We start from the raw sequence: 16,559 nt of genomic DNA, 5'->3' as shown, positions 1-16,559 counted from the left end.
CACGGAGCTGGATCTGGGGCGGTTCGGCGGCCGGCATCCCGTCGAGCTGTTCGGCGGGGTGCGTTTCCCCGCCATCGGTGAACTCCCCTATCTCCTCACCCTCGCGGGCCACGGCTTCTACTGGTTCCGACTGCGCGGGGACACCGTGTAGCAGCCGCCGGGAAGGCGCCGCGGGGCGGTTTCCACCGCCCCGGCCGGGGCACGCATCAGTAACACCCCACCGGCTCGGACGCCCAGGAGGCGTACCGAAGAATGGGGAAAGGACGTGACGCCATGGCGGAAACGGTCACCCCGTCCGGCACGACGAGTCCGGCTCATATCCTCGCGTCCCTCGATCCCCTGCTGCGCGAGTGGCTGCCGAGGCAGCGCTGGTTCGCGGGGAAGGGGCGCCCGGTCACCGGGTTCTCACCGGTGGCGGTCACCGAGTTGCTGCCCTCCGGCCGTCTCGGCCTGTACCACCTGCTGGTCCGCGCCCACCAGCCGCCCGCACCGGGCGCCCGGCCGCGGCCCGGCGACTGCTACCAGCTGCTCGTGGGCGCGCGCGAGGCGCTGCCGCCCCACCTGGCGCCCGCGCTGATCGGACATGTGGACCGCGGGCCGCTCGCCGGCCGCACGGTGTACGACGCCCTGTACGACCCACGGCCCGCCGAGGTGCTGCTGGAGGCGCTGCGCGCCCGGGCCCGTATCGGGGTGCTGCGCTTCGAGCGGGACCCGGGGCAGCGGATACGCGACGGTCTGGTGGCCCGGCTGCTGACCGCCGAGCAGTCCAACTCCTCGGTCGTCTACGGAGATACGTTCATTCTGAAGCTGTTGCGCCGGGTCGTGCCCGGCGTCAACCCCGATCTGGAGATACCGCTGGCGCTGGCCGGCGAGGGCTGCGCCCGGGTGCACGCGCCGACCGCCTGGCTGCGGGCGGAGATCACGGACGCGGCCGGCGAGCCCGCCGTGCTGGCCGTACTCCAGCCCTTTGTGCGGGGCGCCACGGACGGCTGGGAGCTGGCGCTGCGCCGGCTGGCCAAGGGCGAGGACTTCGGCGCGGAGGCGCGGGAACTGGGCCGGGCCACCGCCGAGGTGCACACCGCGCTCGCGCACGCGCTGCCCACGGTCACCCTGGGCCGCGGCCGGCTGGAACCGCTGGTCGACGGGATGATCGAGCGGCTGGAGGCGGCCGTCCTCGCGGTGCCGGCCCTGCGCCCCCACGCGCCCGGGCTGCGGTCCGCCTTCACCGCGCTGGCCGGCCTGGCCGCCGAGGGGCGCACCTGGACCGCGCAGCGCATCCATGGCGATCTGCACCTCGGGCAGTGTCTGCGCGCGCCGTCCGGGCCGTGGTCGCTGATCGACTTCGAGGGCGAGCCGGCCCGGCCGCTGGCCGAGCGGCGCATGCCGCAGCCCGCGCTGCGGGACGTCGCGGGAATGCTGCGCTCCTTCGACTACGCGGCGCGGTCGGCGAGCCCGCCGGCGCCCGACTGGGCCGCGGTGTGCCGGGCGGCGTACTGCACCGGGTACGCCGAGGTCAGCGGGCGTGATCCGCGCACCGATCCCGTGCTGCTGCGGGCGTACGAGACCGACAAGGCGGTCTACGAGGCCGTGTACGAGGCCCGCCACCGCCCCGACTGGCTGCCCGTGCCCCTGGCGGCGATCCACCGCCTCGCCGCATCCGACCAGCCCTGACCCGCCCCGCGCCGAGGAGGCCCATCCGTGACCCCGCGCCCCGCGTCCAGCGCACCGGAACCGCACGACCGGCACCCCCACCCGCCCACCGCCGGCCGGCCACCGCGGCGCCCTGCGGCGCCACCTGCGAAGAAGAGGCAGGCGACCGCGGAAGCCGCGACGAGGAAGCCCCCGGTCGACAAGGGCGGGGCGCGGGACGCCCGGCAGACCACGGCGGGGAAGCCTGCCCGCGAGGAGCCGACGCAGGGGGCCAGGGATGTCGAGGGCATGGCCGTTCCGGCACTCGGCGCGGGGGACCGGGAGCGGCTGCTGGCGGGGACGCACCACGATCCGCACTCCGTGCTCGGGGCGCATCCGGTGGCCGGCGGTGTGGTGTTCCGGGCCTTCAGGCCGTACGCCCTGTCGGTCGCCGTCGTCACCGACGAGCTGCGGGCCGAACTCCACGACGACGGCGGCGGTTTCTTCTCGGCCCTGTTGCCGCTCGGTGACATCCCCGCGTACCGGCTGCGGGTGGCGTACGAGGGCGCCGTCCACGAGACCGAGGACGCCTACCGCTTTCTGCCCACGCTCGGCGAGCTGGACCTGCATCTGATCGGCGAGGGCCGGCACGAGCAGCTGTGGCGGGCGCTGGGCGCCGAACCCATGACCCACCAGGGAGTCGAGGGCACCCGCTTCACCGTGTGGGCGCCGAACGCCCGGGGCGTGCGGGTCACCGGCGACTTCACCTTCTGGGACGGCACCGGGTACCCGATGCGCTCGCTCGGCTCCTCGGGCGTCTGGGAGCTGTTCGTGCCCGGCATCGGCGAGGGCGAGCTGTACAAGTTCGAGATCACCCGGCCCGACGGCTCCCGCACGCTGCGCGCCGACCCGCTGGCCCGCCGGACCGAGGTTCCGCCCGCCACCTCCTCGATCGTGCACGCCTCACACCATGTGTGGGGCGACGAGGAGTGGCTGGCGCACCGCGCGGACATCCCGGTGCACGAAGCGCCGTTGTCCGTGTACGAGGTGCATCTGCCGTCCTGGCGACCAGGGCTGACGTATCGTCAGCTCGCTGAGCAGTTGCCCGCGTACGCCAGGGACCTGGGGTTCACCCATGTGGAGCTGATGCCGGTCGCCGAGCACCCCTTCGGCGGCTCCTGGGGCTACCAGGTCACCGGCTTCTACGCGCCGACCGCCCGCCTCGGCACCCCCGACGACTTCAAGTACCTGATCGACGCCCTGCACCAGGCGGGCATCGGCGTCCTCATGGACTGGGTCCCGGCCCACTTCCCGCGCGACGACTGGGCGTTGGCCCAGTTCGACGGCCGCCCGCTGTACGAGCACGCGGACCCGCTGCGGGCCGCCCATCCCGACTGGGGCACCCTGGAGTTCGACTTCGGCCGCCGCGAGGTGCGCAACTTCCTGGTCGCCAACGCCGTGTACTGGTGCGAGGAGTTCCACATCGACGGCCTGCGCGTGGACGCCGTCGCCTCCATGCTCTACCTCGACTACTCGCGCGAGCCGGGCCAGTGGACGCCCAATGAGCACGGCGGCCGGGAGAACCTGGACGCGGTGGCGTTCCTCCAGGAGATGAACGCCACCGTCTACCGCCGCTGTCCGGGCGTGGTCACCATCGCCGAGGAGTCGACCGCCTGGGACGGGGTGACGCGGCCCACCCACCACAGGGGGCCGAGCGGGTTCGGCGGGCTCGGCTTCGGCCTGAAGTGGAACATGGGCTGGATGCACGACTCGCTGCAGTACATCCAGCACGAACCGGTACACCGCAGGTACCACCACCACGAGATGACCTTCTCCATGGTGTACGCCTACAGCGAGAACTACCTCCTGCCCATCTCCCACGACGAGGTCGTGCACGGCAAACGCTCACTGGTCTCCAAGATGCCCGGCGACTGGTGGCAGCAACGCGCCGACCTGCGCGCCTACCTGGCCTTCATGTGGGCCCACCCTGGCAAACAACTCCTCTTCATGGGCCAGGAGTTCGCCCAGGGCGCCGAATGGTCCGAAGCACACGGCCCCGACTGGTGGCTCCTCGATCCCGGCTACGGCGCCGAAGGCGACCACCGCGGCGTCCGCGACCTCGTACGCGACCTCAACACCGTCTACCGCGCCACCCCCGCCCTGTGGCAGCGCGACACCGACCCCACCGGCTTCCAGTGGATCACCGCAGACAACGCAGCCGCAGCCGAGCACAACGTGTTCGCGTTCCTGAGATACGACGCGCACGGGACACCCCTGCTGTCGGTGTCCCACTTCTCCCCCGTCGTGCGCCACGACTACCGGCTCGGCGTACCGGACGACGTCCCCGCGTGGCGGGAGGCCGTCAACACGGACGCGGCCCGCTACGGCGGCGGCGACGTGGTGCACCCGCACCCGGTCAAGCCGGAGCCGCGCGGCCTGCACGGGCGCCCCGCGAGCATCCGGCTGACCCTGCCCCCGCTGGCTACGGTGTGGCTGCGGCCTGCCTGAGCCCGTCGGGCAGCGCGCCCGTGTGCAGCACGCCCAGCCGCTGGGTGGCCCGGGTCAGGGCCACGTACAGGTCGCTGGTGCCGTACCGGCCCGGCTCCACCACCAGCACCGAGTCGAACTCAAGCCCCTTGGCCTGGCGCGGGTCCAGCAGGACGACGGTCCGCGTCAGGTCGGGCTCGGCGCCTGCCGTGACCCCGTCCAGCCGGGCGGCGAGCGCCCGGTGCAGGTCGCGCGGCGCGATCACCGCGAGGCGGCCCTCGGCGGGCGTCAGTTCGGCGACCGCTTTCGCCACCGCGCCCGGCAGGTCGTCGGCCGCCCGCCGCACCCAGGGCCGTACCCCGGTCGAGCGGACCGATCTCGGCGGTTCGAAGCCGGGCTGTTCGGCGCGGACCACGGCCGCGGCCAGGTCCATGATCTCGGACGGGGTGCGGTAGTTGACGCCGAGGCGCGTGTGCTCCCAGCGGTCCTCGACGTACGGGGCGAGGATCCGGGACCAGGAGCCCACGCCCGCCGGCTCCGCGGTCTGGGCCGGGTCGCCGACCAGGGTCATCGAGCGGGTCGGGCTGCGCCGCATCAGCAGCCGCCAGGCCATCGGCGACAGCTCCTGCGCCTCGTCCACGATGATGTGCCCGAACGCCCAGGTCCGGTCGGCCGCGGCCCGCTCGGCGGCGCTGCGGACGTCGGTCTCCTCGTGCCGCTCGGCGAACCGTTCGGCGTCGATGATGTCGTGCGCGGACAGCACCTCGGAGCCGTCGGGATCGCCGTCCTCCTTGTCCTCGAACTCATAGGTGCGGGACGCGTACGACACATCGAGGACGCCTTGCGCGTAGGCGATCTGCGTCTCCCGTTCCCGTTCGGCGAGCGTCCGCCTGACGCGGTCGTCCTCGCCGAGCAGTTCGGCCGCCTCGTCGAGCAGCGGCACGTCCGCGACGGTCCACGCCCGGGTCACCGGACGGCGGATCGCGGCGGCGTCCTCGTCGCTCAGATACCCGTCGGGGTCGGCGAGGAAGTCCGCGAGCAGCCGGCGCGGGGTCAGCCTCGGCCACAGCCGGTCGATGGCGGACCAGACGTCCGGGTTCTCGGCGAGTTCGTCGCGGATCTGGGTGATGTCGGCGGCGTCCAGCAGATTGCCGCCGTCGTACGGGTCGGTGCCGATGCGCTCGGCCACCATGTCGGTGAGCGTGTTGAGGATGTGTCCCTCGAAGTGCTCGCGGGCCACGTTGTGCGGCAGCCCGGCGGCGCGGGTGCGCTCCCGGGCGACCTTCACCAGGCCGTCGTCGAGCATCAGGACCTCGCGGTCGTGCTCGATCGCGATCACCGGGTCGGGCAGCGCCTGCCGGTCGCGTACGACGGCGGCGAGCACGTCGGCCATGTCGGCACGGCCCTTGACCGCCGCGGCCCGCGGCGTGTCCCGGGCGGTGGCCCGCACCCCGGGGAACAGCTCGCCGACCGTGGCGAGCAGCACCCCCGTCTCGCCGAGGGAGGGCAGCACCTCGCCGATGTAGCCGAGGAAGGCGGGGTTCGGTCCGACGATCAGGACGGCACGCCGGGCCAGCAGGTCCCGGTGCTCGTACAGCAGATAGGCCGCCCGGTGCAGCGCGACCGCGGTCTTGCCGGTGCCCGGGCCGCCCTCGACCACCAGCACCCCGCGGTGGGGCGCCCGGATGATCTCGTCCTGCTCGGCCTGGATGGTCTGCACGATGTCGCTCATGCGGCCGGTGCGCGCGGAGTTGAGCGCGGCCAGGAGCACGGCGTCCCCGGTCGGGTCCTCGTGGCCGGTGCGGGTGACGTCGCCGAGGTCGAGGATCTCGTCGTGCAGGGAGGTGACTCTGCGGCCGTCGGTGGAGATGTGCCGGCGCCTGCGCAGGCCCATCGGGGTGTGGCCGGTGGCCAGGTAGAAGGGGCGGGCGACGTCGGCGCGCCAGTCGATGAGGACCGGGGTGCGCTCGGCGTCGTCGGTGCGCAGCCCGATACGGCCGATGTGATGGGTGGTGCCCGAGGTCAGGTCGATACGGCCGAAGCAGAGCGAGCCGTCCACGGCGTTCAGCGCGGCGAGCAGCCCGGACCGTTCGGCGACCAGGATGTCCCGCTCCAGGCGGGCCTGCATGGGCTTGTCGCCCTGCGCGAGAGCGTCCGCGACGGAGGTCTCGGTGTCGCCGCGCAGCGCGTCGACACGCGCGTACAGTCCGTCGATGAATTCCTGCTCGCGACGCAATTCATCGTCCGGAAATTCGGTGTTTGACAATTCCGCTCCCGCCCGGATATACTGTGCTCACTGAACTTCTTTGCGACTGCATTCCTTTGAAGTCGCGAATCACCGAATATACGCAAGGAAATCCCCCGAGCGCAATTGCTCGGGGGATTTTTTGCGGGCGTCACCGTCCTACAGCACGTCGGACAGCTCCTCCAGGAGCCTGCGCCGGGGCCGCGCCCCGACCATCGCCTTCACCGGCTCACCGTCCCGGAACACCATGAACGTCGGCATCGACAGCACCTTGTACGCGTTGGTGGTCACCGGATTGGCGTCCACGTCCAGTTGCACGACCTTCAGCCGGTCGCTCGTCTCGGCGGCGAGCGCGCCGAGCACCGGCGCCATCTGCCGGCACGGCGGACACCAGTCGGCGGTGAACTCCACCAGCACCGGCAGCTCGGATTCGATCACCTCCGCCGTGAAGTCCCCGTCCGTCACCTCGGCCACGCCGAGCGTCCTGGTCATCGTCGGTGTCCTCCCAGTTCGCACTCCGGTTCCGGACCGCCCGGAACCAGCGCCTCGGCGGCCAGCGCCGCCCTGGCCCGCTCCGCACGCCCGAGCTGCCCGGCGACCTGCGCCCGCACCGCCCGCAGCTCCCCGATCAGGGCGTCCAGCTCGTCCAGCTTGCGCCGGTAGACCGCGAGCGAGGCGGGGCAGGAGTCGCCCTCCGGATGCCCGGCCCGCAGACACTCCACGAACGGCCGGGTCTCCTCCAGGTCGAACCCGAAGTCCTGCAGCGTCCGGATCTGGGTGAGCAGCCGCAGGTCCCGCTCGTCGTAGACGCGGTGGCCCTTGCCGTCGCGGCGCGCGGGCAGCAGCCCCCGCGCCTCGTAGTACCGCAGCGTTCGCGTGGTGGTCCCGGCCCGTGCGGCCAGCTCGCCGATGCGCATGTCCCCGACGGTAGGCGTTGACGTCGGCGTCAGGGCAACCGGTCGGTCAGCCGGGCTCCCCCGCGGACCGGGCCACCTCCAGCAGGGAGGCGCTGTGCCGCTCCGCGTCGTAGGCCCGGCGTCCGCCGCGCAGGCCGAACAGCCGCTTGGCGAGCGCGATGTAGAGGACGGCGAGGATGTTGACGACGAGGGTGGCGATCTTCACCCAGCTGACGCGTTCGCCGAGTTCGTAGATCTCCAGCGGCAGGAAGACCGCTGTGGACACCACCGTCAGGTACTCGGCCCAGCGTTTGGCGTACCAGAGGCCGACCGCCTCCACCAGCTCGATCAGCGCGTACGCCAGCAGCAGCGCCGCCACCAGCAGCAGCGTGGAGTGCCGGTAGCCGAACGCCCTCTGGACGGAGCCCACCACCGGGGAGTGGTCGAGGTCGTAGTGGAAGTGCCGGAAGACCGGCCGGAAGACGTCCAGGTACTCGTCGAACAGCCGCCGTACCGCGTTCTCGCTGTTGCTGAACCGCCACACGGCCACCGCGACCAGCACGACGAACACCCCGCGCAGCGCCCGCTCGACGGCCACGCAGCGCAGGATGAACAGGTCCCGCAGCACCTTGCCGCGCGGCACCAGCGGGGCGTCGGCGGCGGGCCCCGAGCCGTGCGGTTCGCCGAGCACGAAGTCGCCGCAGCGCAGGCACCGCCAGACCTCGCCGAGCGCGGTCCGCGCGTGCAGCCGTACCCGCAGCCGGGGATCGTCCGGGGCGTAGGTCACATGGCCCTTGCGCGCACACGTGCGCCGGTTCCAGTCGATCGCCATCCCCCGTGTCCTCCGTAGCTGCCCGCGGCGGTGCCGCGCCGTTCCGTCCGGCATGGCACCGTAGTGCACCCGAGTAAGAGAGGCGGGGAAGGCGGGGGCCGGGGGCGTTCAGTCGGCCCTGCTGCCCGTCAGCTCCCGCTCCGTTTCGACCGGCTCCGGTGCGGCGGCCGAGCGGCCCGGCAGCAGCAGCGCCACCAGGACCGTGCCGGCCCCCAGGATCAGCGCGCCGACGAGGCTGGTGCGGGCCACCGCGTCCGCGAAGGAGGAACCGACCGCATCGGTCATCCGCCGGGCGCCCTCGGCGAGTTGCCCGGCCTGCGCCTTGAGCTGCGCGGCCTGCTGCGGATCGCCGGTGTCCGCCGCCCGCTCGGCGAGGTGCCGTGCCCGCTCGCCGATGCCCTGCGCGACGGCGTACCCGGCGCCCACCGAGTCCTGGGCGGTGGCCAGCGCGGTGGCCGGCAGCCCGGTGCCGCGGGTCGCGTCCGTGAGCCGGTCGGCGTACGAGGTGGACAGCAGGGAACCGAGGACGGCGATGCCGAGCGAGCCGCCCAGCTCCAGCGAGGTGTCGTTCACGGCGCCGCCGACGCCCAGTTCGGACTCCGGGAAGGCGCCCATGATGGCGTCCGTGCAGGGCGAGAGCGCGAGGCCGATGGCGAGGCCGAGGACGACGAGCGGGGCGACGAAGTCGCCGTACGAGGAGGCGGCGTCGACCCGGGTCAGCAGGGCGAGCGCCGCCGTGCCGGCGACCATGCCCGCGGTGACCGTCGGACGCATGCCGATGCGCGGGGTGAGCCGGCCGGTGAGCGCCGCGCCGACGAAGACGGCACCGGCCAGCGGCAGCATGCGCAGACCGGTCTCCAGGGCGTCGTAGCCGAGCACGAACTGAAGATGCTGGGTGAGGTAGTAGAAGGCGCCGAAGACGGCCAGGAAGAAGAGGGCGACGGCCAGATTGGCGCCCGCGAACCGGCGGCCCGTGAAGCGGCGCACGTCCAGGACCGGGTGCGGATGGCGCAGCTCCCACAGCACGAAGGCGACCAGGCCGGCGCCCGCGACGACGGCCGCCGTGACGGCCTTGGCGTCCCAGCCGAAGTGCGGACCCTCGATGATCATGTAGACCAGGGAGCCGATCCAGACGACGGACAGCAGCCCGCCGACGTGGTCGATGCGGTCGTGGTGGCCCGCCCTGGACGGCGGCACCAGGACCAGGGCGGCGACGATCGCGACGGCGGCGACGGGCACGTTGATCAGGAACGTCGACGACCAGCCGTGGTGGCGCAGCAGCGCGCCCGCGACCACCGGTCCGGCCGCGATGGCGAGCCCGGCGGTGGCCGTCCACAGGGTGATGGCCCTGGTGCGTTCGGCGCGCGGGAAGGTCGCGGCGAGCAGTGAGAGCGTGGCGGGCATGATGAGGGCCGCGCCGACGCCCATCACGGCGCGGGCCGCGATGACGGCCGTGGAGCTGTCGGCGAGCCAACCGGAGACGGCACCGCAGCCGAAGACGACGAGCCCGAGGACGAGGGCCCCGCGCCGGCTGTACTTGTCGCCGATCGCGCCGAGCAGCAGCATCAGCGCGGCGTACGGAACGGTGTAGGCGTCGATCACCCACTGCAGGTCGGCGCTGGACAGCCCCAGGTCGCGGGTCATGTCGGGGGCCGCGACCGTGAGCGCGGTGTTGGCCATCACGATGATCAGCAGGCTCAGACAGAGCACCAGGAGCGCCCACCAGCGCCGGGGGTAGGGGCGGTCCGTCCTGTCGACCGGCTGGTTCATGACGAAGCGCATGGCAGGGGTCGCCTTCCTCGCGGATGCACACGACAGCAGTTGCACAATGAAGTGCAATTGCACAACACTGTGCAAGGTATGCGAGATGCACAGTGCTGTGCAAGTCGAGGGGAGGGCAGAATGACTGCCATGACCACGGGCCACACCAGCCGCGCCGACGCCAATCGGCGGCACATCCTCGACGTCGCCCTCGCCGAGCTGCTGCGCGACCCCGACGCCTCCATGGATCAGATCGCGCGCGCCGCGGGTGTCGTACGGCGGACCGTGTACGGGCATTTCCCCAGCCGGGAGGCGCTGATCAGCACGCTCACCGACGGGGCGGTGGAGTCGCTGGCCGCCGCGCACGCGGCGGGCCGCGCGGGCGTCGAGGACCCGGCCGAGGCGGTGGCGCGTTCGGTGCTCGCGGTGTGGGAGATCGCCGACCGCTACCGGCTGCTGGTGGCGCTGGCCCAGCGCACGGTCACCGTGCAGGGCATCCGGGAACGCCTGACCCCGGTCCGCGAGGCGTGCGCGGAACTGCTCCAACGCGGCCTGGACCGGGGCACGTTCCGCTCACCGCTGCCGGCGGCGGCGCTGGCGTACGTCCACGAGCAGATGCTGTTCGCGGTGATGGAGGCGGTGAACGACGGCCTCCTGCCCCCCGCGGAGGCGGGCGGCTCCGCCGCGGTCAGCGTCCTGACAGCAGCAGGCATGGCCCCCGACCGAGCCACCGCCCTGGTGGCCGACCTGAACGGCTGACCCAGCGGCCCCGTCCACGCACCCCCGGCACACCTACGCTCCCAGGCCCACCACAACCCACCCAGGGGCGCGGGGAACGGCGCGCTCAACCACAACGCACCCGCGGGGAACGGCGCACCCAGCCACAACGCGGCCGGCACGGGCGGCCCGGTGCCAGGAGGCCGGCGCACAACGGAACCGGGTGGGCCGGGCAACGGGGGATGCTCGGCCGCCCGGGGCGGTGACCGGACGCCCGGCCCGGGTTCAGGCCGGGCCGGACGTCCGGAGTCGGTGCCGGGCCGAAGCCCGGGGGAACTACACGTCCGGAGCCTCCGCCGGGCCCAACCCCGGCGGAGCCACAGGTCCGGGGCCGGGGCCGGGGTGAAGCCCCGGGGGAAGGGCGTGTCCGTAGTTGGGGGCGGGGCGAAGGCCGGCGGGGCCGTTACGCCTTGGCCAGTTCCTTCTCGTGGTCGCCGTTGCCCGGCCGCTCCGGCAGCTCGGACGCCGGCTCGCCCTCGTCCAGCAGGGTCTTCTCGTCGAAGGGCAGCTCACCGGCGAGCACCCGCCGGACGCGGTCCGTGTCGATCTCCTTCGTCCAGGTGCCGATCAGCACGGTGGCGACGGCGTTGCCCGCGAAGTTCGTCAGGGCACGGGCCTCGCTCATGAAGCGGTCGATGCCGACGATCAGACCGACGCCGTCGACCAGCGCGGGCTTGTGCGACTGCAGTCCGCCCGCCAGCGTGGCGAGCCCGGCGCCGCTGACGCCGGCGGCGCCCTTGGAGGCGAGCAGCAGGAACAGCAGCAGCGGTATCTGCTCGCCGACCGACATCGGCGTACCCAGGGCGTCGGCGATGTACAGCGACGCCATGGTCATGTAGATCATGGTGCCGTCGAGGTTGAAGGAGTAGCCGGTCGGCACGGTGATGCCGACGACGGGCTTGCTGACGCCCAGGTGCTCCATCTTCGCGATGAGCCGCGGCAGCGCGGACTCGGAGGAGGAGGTGGACAGGATCAGCAGGAACTCCCGGGCCAGATACTTGAACAGCGCGAAGACGTTCAGCCCCGCGATGGCCCGCAGCAGCGCGCCGAGCACCACGAAGACGAACAGCACGCAGGTGATGTAGAAGCCGAGCATCAGCACCGCGAGGCTCTTCAGGGCCTCCAGGCCCGAGGAGCCGACCACCGCGGCGATGGCGCCGAACGCACCGATGGGCGCGGCCCACATCACCATGGCGAGGATGCGGAAGACGAGCCGCTGGATGTGTTCGATGCCACGCAGCACCGGCTGGCCGGCCGAGCCCATCGCCTGCAGCGCGAACCCGGCGAGCAGCGCGATCAGGAGGGTCTGGAGGACCTGCCCCTCGGTGAAGGCGGAGACGAACGTGGTCGGGATGATCGACAGCACGAAGTCCACCGGCGGCAGCGCGTCGCTGGCCACCTGGGCGTGCCCGGTCTGCTTGATCGCGTCGGTCAGGTGCAGCCCGTCACCGGGGTGCAGCACGTTGCCGACGACGAGTCCTATGGTGAGCGCGACGAGCGACATCACGAGGAAGTAGCCGAGCGCGATACCGCCGACCGCGCCGACCTTGGCCGCCTTGCGGACCGAGCCGATGCCCAGCACGATCGTGCAGAAGATGACCGGCGAGATCATCATCTTGATCAGGTTCACGAAGCCCGTGCCGAGCGGCTTCAGCTCGACCCCGAAGTCGGGCCAGATGAGCCCCACGGCGATGCCGAGCGCGACCGCGACGATCACGGCGATGTACAGATAGTGGGTGCGGTCCCGCTTCGCGGCGGGTGCGGCAGGTGCCGTATCGGATGTGCTGGCGGCCACGGCTGCCCTCCTTGACGTCTTCGTCGGCATCACCGGCGTGCGGCTCACGTCCGGGGGATATGGGGGATGCCGTGACTATCTCCTGGTCTGTGAGGGCGGTCACCCTTGCGTTCATTTAGTTCGCGCTTAACCGGAGAGGCACACTGACGACATGCGCTTCCCCGCCCCGCCCCGACCCCGCAGCCTGGCCGGCCAGCTGTTCGCCATGCAGGCCGTGCTGATCGCGGTCGTGGTCGCCGGGTACGCGCTGTTCACCTATCTCAGCGACCGCGGCCAGGCCGAGGACGCCGCGGGCCGGCAGGCCACGGCCGTGGCCCGCTCGATAGCCGACGCCCCCTCGGTGCGGGAGGCGATCAACACCACTGACCCGACGGCCCGGCTCCAGCCGTACGCGCTCCAGGTCCAGCGGGACACCGGCGTCGACTTCGTGACGATCATGAATCCGCGGGGCATCCGGTGGACGCACCCGGACACCACACAGATCGGCGGGAGGTTCCTCGGGCACATCGGGCCCGCCCTGCGGGGCCACTCCTTCACCGAGACGTACACCGGTACCCTCGGTCCGTCCGTGCGCGCCGTCACGCCCGTCTGGGACGGCACCCGGGTCATCGGCCTGGTGAGCGCGGGCATCCGCGTCGAGGCCATCAGCGAGCGGGTGCAGGAGCAGGTCACGGCCATGGCCGGGGTCGCGGCCGGCGCCCTGGCGCTGGGCGGCGTCGGCACGTACGTCATCAACGCCCGGCTGCGCCGGCACACCCATGGCATGAACGCGGCCGAGCTGAGCCATATGCACGACTACCACCAGGCCGCGCTGCACGCGGTGCGCGAGGGGCTGCTGATGCTGGACGGCCAGTTCCGCGTGGCCCTCATCAACGACGGCGGGCGGGAACTGCTCGGCGTCGGCCCGAAGGAGGAGGTGGTGGGCCGCTCGGTGGCCGACCTCGGGCTGCCCGCACCGCTCACCGGGGCGCTGCTGGCCTCGGAGCCGCGCGTCGACGAGGTGCATCTGACGGCGGACCGGGTGCTGGTCGTCAACACCTCGCCGGTGTCCGGCGGTGAGCGCCGCGGCACCGTCGCCACCCTCCGGGATGTCACCGAACTCCAGTCGCTCATGGGCGAGTTGGACTCCGAGCGTGGTTTCACCCAGGCGTTGCGCTCGCAGGCCCACGAGGCGGCGAACCGGCTGCACACGGTGGTCTCCCTGATTGAGCTGGGCCGTGCGCAGGAGGCGGTGGAGTTCGCGACCGCCGAGCTGGAGCTGGCCCAGGCGCTGACCGACCAGGTGGTGGCCGCGGTCGGCGAGCCGGTGCTGGCCGCGCTGCTGCTCGGCAAGACCGCCCAGGCCAATGAGCGGGGCGTGGAGCTGGTGGTGGCGCCGGAGAGCCGGCTGGACGACGGCCTGCTCCCGCCGGGCCTGCCGGCCCGCGACCTGGTGACCATCATCGGCAATCTGATCGACAACGCGGTGGACGCGGCCCAGGGCAGCGTGGGGGCCCGGGTCACGGTGACGGCATACACAGAAGACACAGAAGACACAGAAGACACAGAAGACACAGAAGACACAGAAGACGCCAAACACACCGAAGACACCGGCGACACCGACGGCACGGCCGCACGGGGCCGCGCCGAACTGGTGCTGCGGGTCGCCGACTCGGGCAGCGGGGTGGATCCGGCCCATGCCGAGCTGGTATTCCAGCGGGGATTCACGACCAAGCCGGCCGGGCCCCAGGGTCGTGGGCTCGGTCTCGCGCTGGTGCGGCAGGCGGTCACCCGGCAGGAGGGCACGTTGACGGTGGCGGAGAACGAAAAGGGCGGTGCAGGTGCTGCGGGCGGCGCCGGCGGCGCGGTGTTCGAGGTACGGCTGCCGCTGGCCAGGACGGCGGGGCCGGCTCGCAGGAGCGGCGGCGTCGCGGCGCGAGGTGGGGCATGACGGTGGGACAGCCCATCCGGGTCCTCGTCATGGAGGACGACCCGGTCGCCGCGGACGCGCATGTGCTGTACGTCGGACGGGTGCCGGGCTTCGTCGCCGTGGGCAAGGCGCACACCGGCGCGGAGGCCCGGCGGGTGCTGGACCGCACCCCGGTGGACCTGCTGCTGCTCGATCTGCACCTGCCGGACGTGCACGGCCTGCAGTTCGCCCGCTCGATGCGGGCGGCCGGCCACCACGCCGACGTGATAGCGGTGACGTCCGCCCGGGACCTGACCGTGGTGCGCGAAGGGGTCTCGCTCGGGGTCGTGCAGTACGTCCTCAAGCCCTTCACCTTCGCGACCCTGCGGGACCGGCTGCTGCGCTACGCCGAGTTCCACGCGGCGGCCGGCGAGGCCAGCGGGCAGGACGAGGTGGACCGGGCGCTCGCGGTGCTGCGGGCGCCGAGCCCGGCGGCGCTGCCGAAGGGCCTGAGCGCGCCCACCCTGGAGCGGGTCACGGTGACCCTGCGCGACCACACCAGCGGGCTCACCGCGACCGGCGTCGCCGAGGCGGTCGGCATCTCCCGCATCACGGCCCGCCGTTACCTGGAACACCTGGTCGACACGGGCCGGGCGGCCCGCAGCCCGCAGTACGGCACGGTGGGCCGCCCGGAACTGCAGTACCGGTGGGTGACGGGGCAGTGAGGTGAGCGCTCAGTCCGCCTCGGGCGCCGGACGCAAGGGCACGGCGTAGAGCACGATGTACAGGCCGAGTCCGCCCACCGCAAGGGCCTCCAGCAGCGACAGGGACACCAGCCCCGCCGACGCCCCGCCCGCAACCCAGTACACGACGAGTCCGCTGGCCGGCACCGCGCAGAACGCCAGCAGGTCCACCACCAGTTGCACGGCCTTGCGGGACAGGCGCCGGGCGTCCTGCCGGTGGGCCGTCTCCCAGCGGAAGACCTCCGTCGCCTCCGCGTCGGCCAGTTCGGCCAGCCGAGGCGCCAGTTCGTCGCGCACATAGGCACCGATCGCCGAGATCTTCTGGTCGTTGACCAGGTAGGTCCAGCCGAGGACCACGCACACCGGGGGCAGGGCCAGCAGCATGGCGGGCCGACCGGCCTGGGCGACAGCGGCGACGACCGCGGCCACCACGGTGAGGGTGACGTAGAGCAGATTGTCGCGGAAGCCGATCCGGCTCTTCTGCTCGTCCTTGACGGCCTGGTACTCGGTGAGCAGCAACTGGCCCACGCTGACGTCTCGTTCCGGCACTCGCGCCCCTTCCCCCGGCTACCTTAAGAGTGTGCCGCAGACACCGCCCACCGCATTGGTCCTGACCGCGCTCGCACTGGAGTACGCGGCGGTGCGCGCTCATGTGACGGGGCGCCGGGAGCGGGTGCACACGGGCGGGACGCGGGTGGAGGTGGGACGGCTGCCCGGTTGCTCCTGGCGGGTGGCGACCGCCGAACTGGGTGAGGGCGCGCGGACCGCCGCCGCGCTCACCGGTCCGCTCATCGACTGGCTGCGTCCGCGGGCGGTGCTGTTCGTCGGCGTCGCGGGTGCCCTCAAGGACGATGTGGCCCTCGGTGACGTGGTGGTGGGCACCAAGGTGTACGCCGTCCACGGCGGCAAGCAGACGCCCGAGGGCCTGCTGGTCCGCCCGGAGGGCTGGTTCGGCTCCAACGCGCTGGTGCAGGCGGCCCGTTCGGCCGTACGGGACATGCCGGGCGTACGCGTGCACTTCAAGCCGGTCGCCACCGGTGACGTGGTCCTGGCCGACGCCGGCTCCGATCTCGCCCGGCGGCTGCGGGAGCACTACAACGACGCCGCGGCGATCGAGATGGAGGGTTCGGGAGCGGTTCACGCGGCCCATCTGAGCGGGCAGGTCGACGCGTTGGTGATCCGCGGCATCAGCGACCGCGCCGACGCGGACAAGCAGCGGGCCGACGCCGCCGGTTCCCAGGAGCGGGCCGCGGCGCGGGCGGCGGCCGTCGCCGTGGCGCTCCTGCGCACCCACGCCCCGGAGGGCGACACCACCGCGGAGAGCGACACCCCCGCGGACGGCGACGCCCCCGCCGGCCCCGAGGCGGACGCCCAAGTCACCTACGGCGGCGACCACATCGACTTCCGGGGCGGCACCTTCCACGCACCCGTCGTCGGCAAGACGGTGCACACCGACCGCACCGGCCGCACCGACGACCGCCGCTGACACCCCCGGATCACCCGAGG

The 16,559-nt window shown here is 72.6% G+C and carries 14 protein-coding genes; 7 read left to right on the top strand and 7 right to left on the bottom strand.

What is annotated here, in order from left to right:
* The 3 genes from AC27LF_RS31905 to glgB all read left to right on the top strand — a co-directional run.
* The coding region (locus AC27LF_RS31905) for an alpha-glucosidase C-terminal domain-containing protein (RefSeq protein ID WP_479664364.1) at window positions 1-151 on the top strand (151 nt) is incomplete at its 5' end.
* A gap of 122 nt (window positions 152-273) precedes the next feature.
* Window positions 274-1,671, top strand: coding sequence for a maltokinase N-terminal cap-like domain-containing protein (locus AC27LF_RS31900; protein WP_479657301.1), 1,398 nt, complete (start codon window positions 274-276; stop codon window positions 1,669-1,671).
* Between the two features lie 267 nt (window positions 1,672-1,938).
* The gene (gene glgB, locus AC27LF_RS31895) at window positions 1,939-4,137 is read left to right on the top strand and encodes a 1,4-alpha-glucan branching enzyme (protein WP_479657303.1); all 2,199 of its coding nucleotides are present in this window, start codon (window positions 1,939-1,941) and stop codon (window positions 4,135-4,137) included.
* Here glgB and AC27LF_RS31890 read toward each other — a convergent pair.
* From AC27LF_RS31890 to AC27LF_RS31870, 5 genes are all read right to left on the bottom strand, one after another.
* Complete coding sequence (locus AC27LF_RS31890; protein ID WP_479657304.1) at window positions 4,112-6,382, bottom strand: HelD family protein; 2,271 nt, start codon at window positions 6,380-6,382, stop codon at window positions 4,112-4,114. The two genes, glgB and AC27LF_RS31890, sit on opposite strands and share 26 nt — an antisense overlap.
* Before the next feature lie 138 nt (window positions 6,383-6,520).
* A complete protein-coding gene (locus AC27LF_RS31885) occupies window positions 6,521-6,853 on the bottom strand; it encodes a thioredoxin family protein (RefSeq protein ID WP_479657306.1) in 333 nt (110 codons plus the stop codon).
* Entirely contained in the window at window positions 6,850-7,278 is a 429-nt protein-coding gene (locus tag AC27LF_RS31880) for a MerR family transcriptional regulator (RefSeq protein ID WP_479657307.1), read from the bottom strand. Before AC27LF_RS31880 ends, AC27LF_RS31885 begins: the two co-directional genes overlap by 4 nt.
* Before the next feature lie 46 nt (window positions 7,279-7,324).
* Window positions 7,325-8,089, bottom strand: a complete 765-nt coding sequence (locus tag AC27LF_RS31875) for a DUF2127 domain-containing protein (protein ID WP_479657308.1) — start codon at window positions 8,087-8,089, stop codon at window positions 7,325-7,327.
* Window positions 8,090-8,197: 108 nt separating this feature from the next.
* Window positions 8,198-9,871: an MFS transporter gene (locus AC27LF_RS31870; protein WP_479657309.1), complete on the bottom strand. Its 1,674-nt coding sequence runs from the start codon at window positions 9,869-9,871 to the stop codon at window positions 8,198-8,200.
* 120 nt (window positions 9,872-9,991) lie between these two features.
* Between AC27LF_RS31870 and AC27LF_RS31865 the strand changes: the two genes are divergently transcribed.
* Entirely contained in the window at window positions 9,992-10,609 is a 618-nt protein-coding gene (locus tag AC27LF_RS31865; protein ID WP_479657310.1) for a TetR/AcrR family transcriptional regulator, read from the top strand.
* A gap of 421 nt (window positions 10,610-11,030) precedes the next feature.
* Here the strand turns inward: AC27LF_RS31865 and AC27LF_RS31860 are convergent, their stop codons facing one another.
* Window positions 11,031-12,452, bottom strand: a complete 1,422-nt coding sequence (locus AC27LF_RS31860) for a cation:dicarboxylate symporter family transporter (protein WP_479657372.1) — start codon at window positions 12,450-12,452, stop codon at window positions 11,031-11,033.
* A gap of 121 nt (window positions 12,453-12,573) precedes the next feature.
* Here AC27LF_RS31860 and AC27LF_RS31855 point away from each other — a divergent pair, with 121 nt between their 5' ends.
* Window positions 12,574-14,352 (top strand): sensor histidine kinase, encoded by a 1,779-nt coding sequence (locus AC27LF_RS31855; protein ID WP_479657311.1) that lies wholly within the window; start codon window positions 12,574-12,576, stop codon window positions 14,350-14,352.
* Complete coding sequence (locus tag AC27LF_RS31850; protein WP_479657312.1) at window positions 14,349-15,035, top strand: response regulator; 687 nt, start codon at window positions 14,349-14,351, stop codon at window positions 15,033-15,035. The genes AC27LF_RS31855 and AC27LF_RS31850 overlap by 4 nt, the downstream gene beginning before the upstream one ends.
* A 9-nt stretch (window positions 15,036-15,044) precedes the next feature.
* Here AC27LF_RS31850 and AC27LF_RS31845 read toward each other — a convergent pair whose 3' ends face one another.
* The gene (locus tag AC27LF_RS31845) at window positions 15,045-15,602 is read right to left on the bottom strand and encodes a hypothetical protein (RefSeq protein WP_479657313.1); all 558 of its coding nucleotides are present in this window, start codon (window positions 15,600-15,602) and stop codon (window positions 15,045-15,047) included.
* Window positions 15,603-15,633: 31 nt separating this feature from the next.
* On the opposite strand from AC27LF_RS31845, the gene AC27LF_RS31840 reads away from it, so the two are divergent.
* Complete coding sequence (locus AC27LF_RS31840; protein ID WP_479657314.1) at window positions 15,634-16,539, top strand: 5'-methylthioadenosine/S-adenosylhomocysteine nucleosidase; 906 nt, start codon at window positions 15,634-15,636, stop codon at window positions 16,537-16,539.
* Window positions 16,540-16,559: the final 20 nt, after the last annotated feature.

This window comes from Streptomyces diversicolor, from assembly GCF_057537855.1.
Note: the sequence above shows the minus strand (reverse complement) of the source record. Positions and strands in the feature narration are given on the sequence as shown.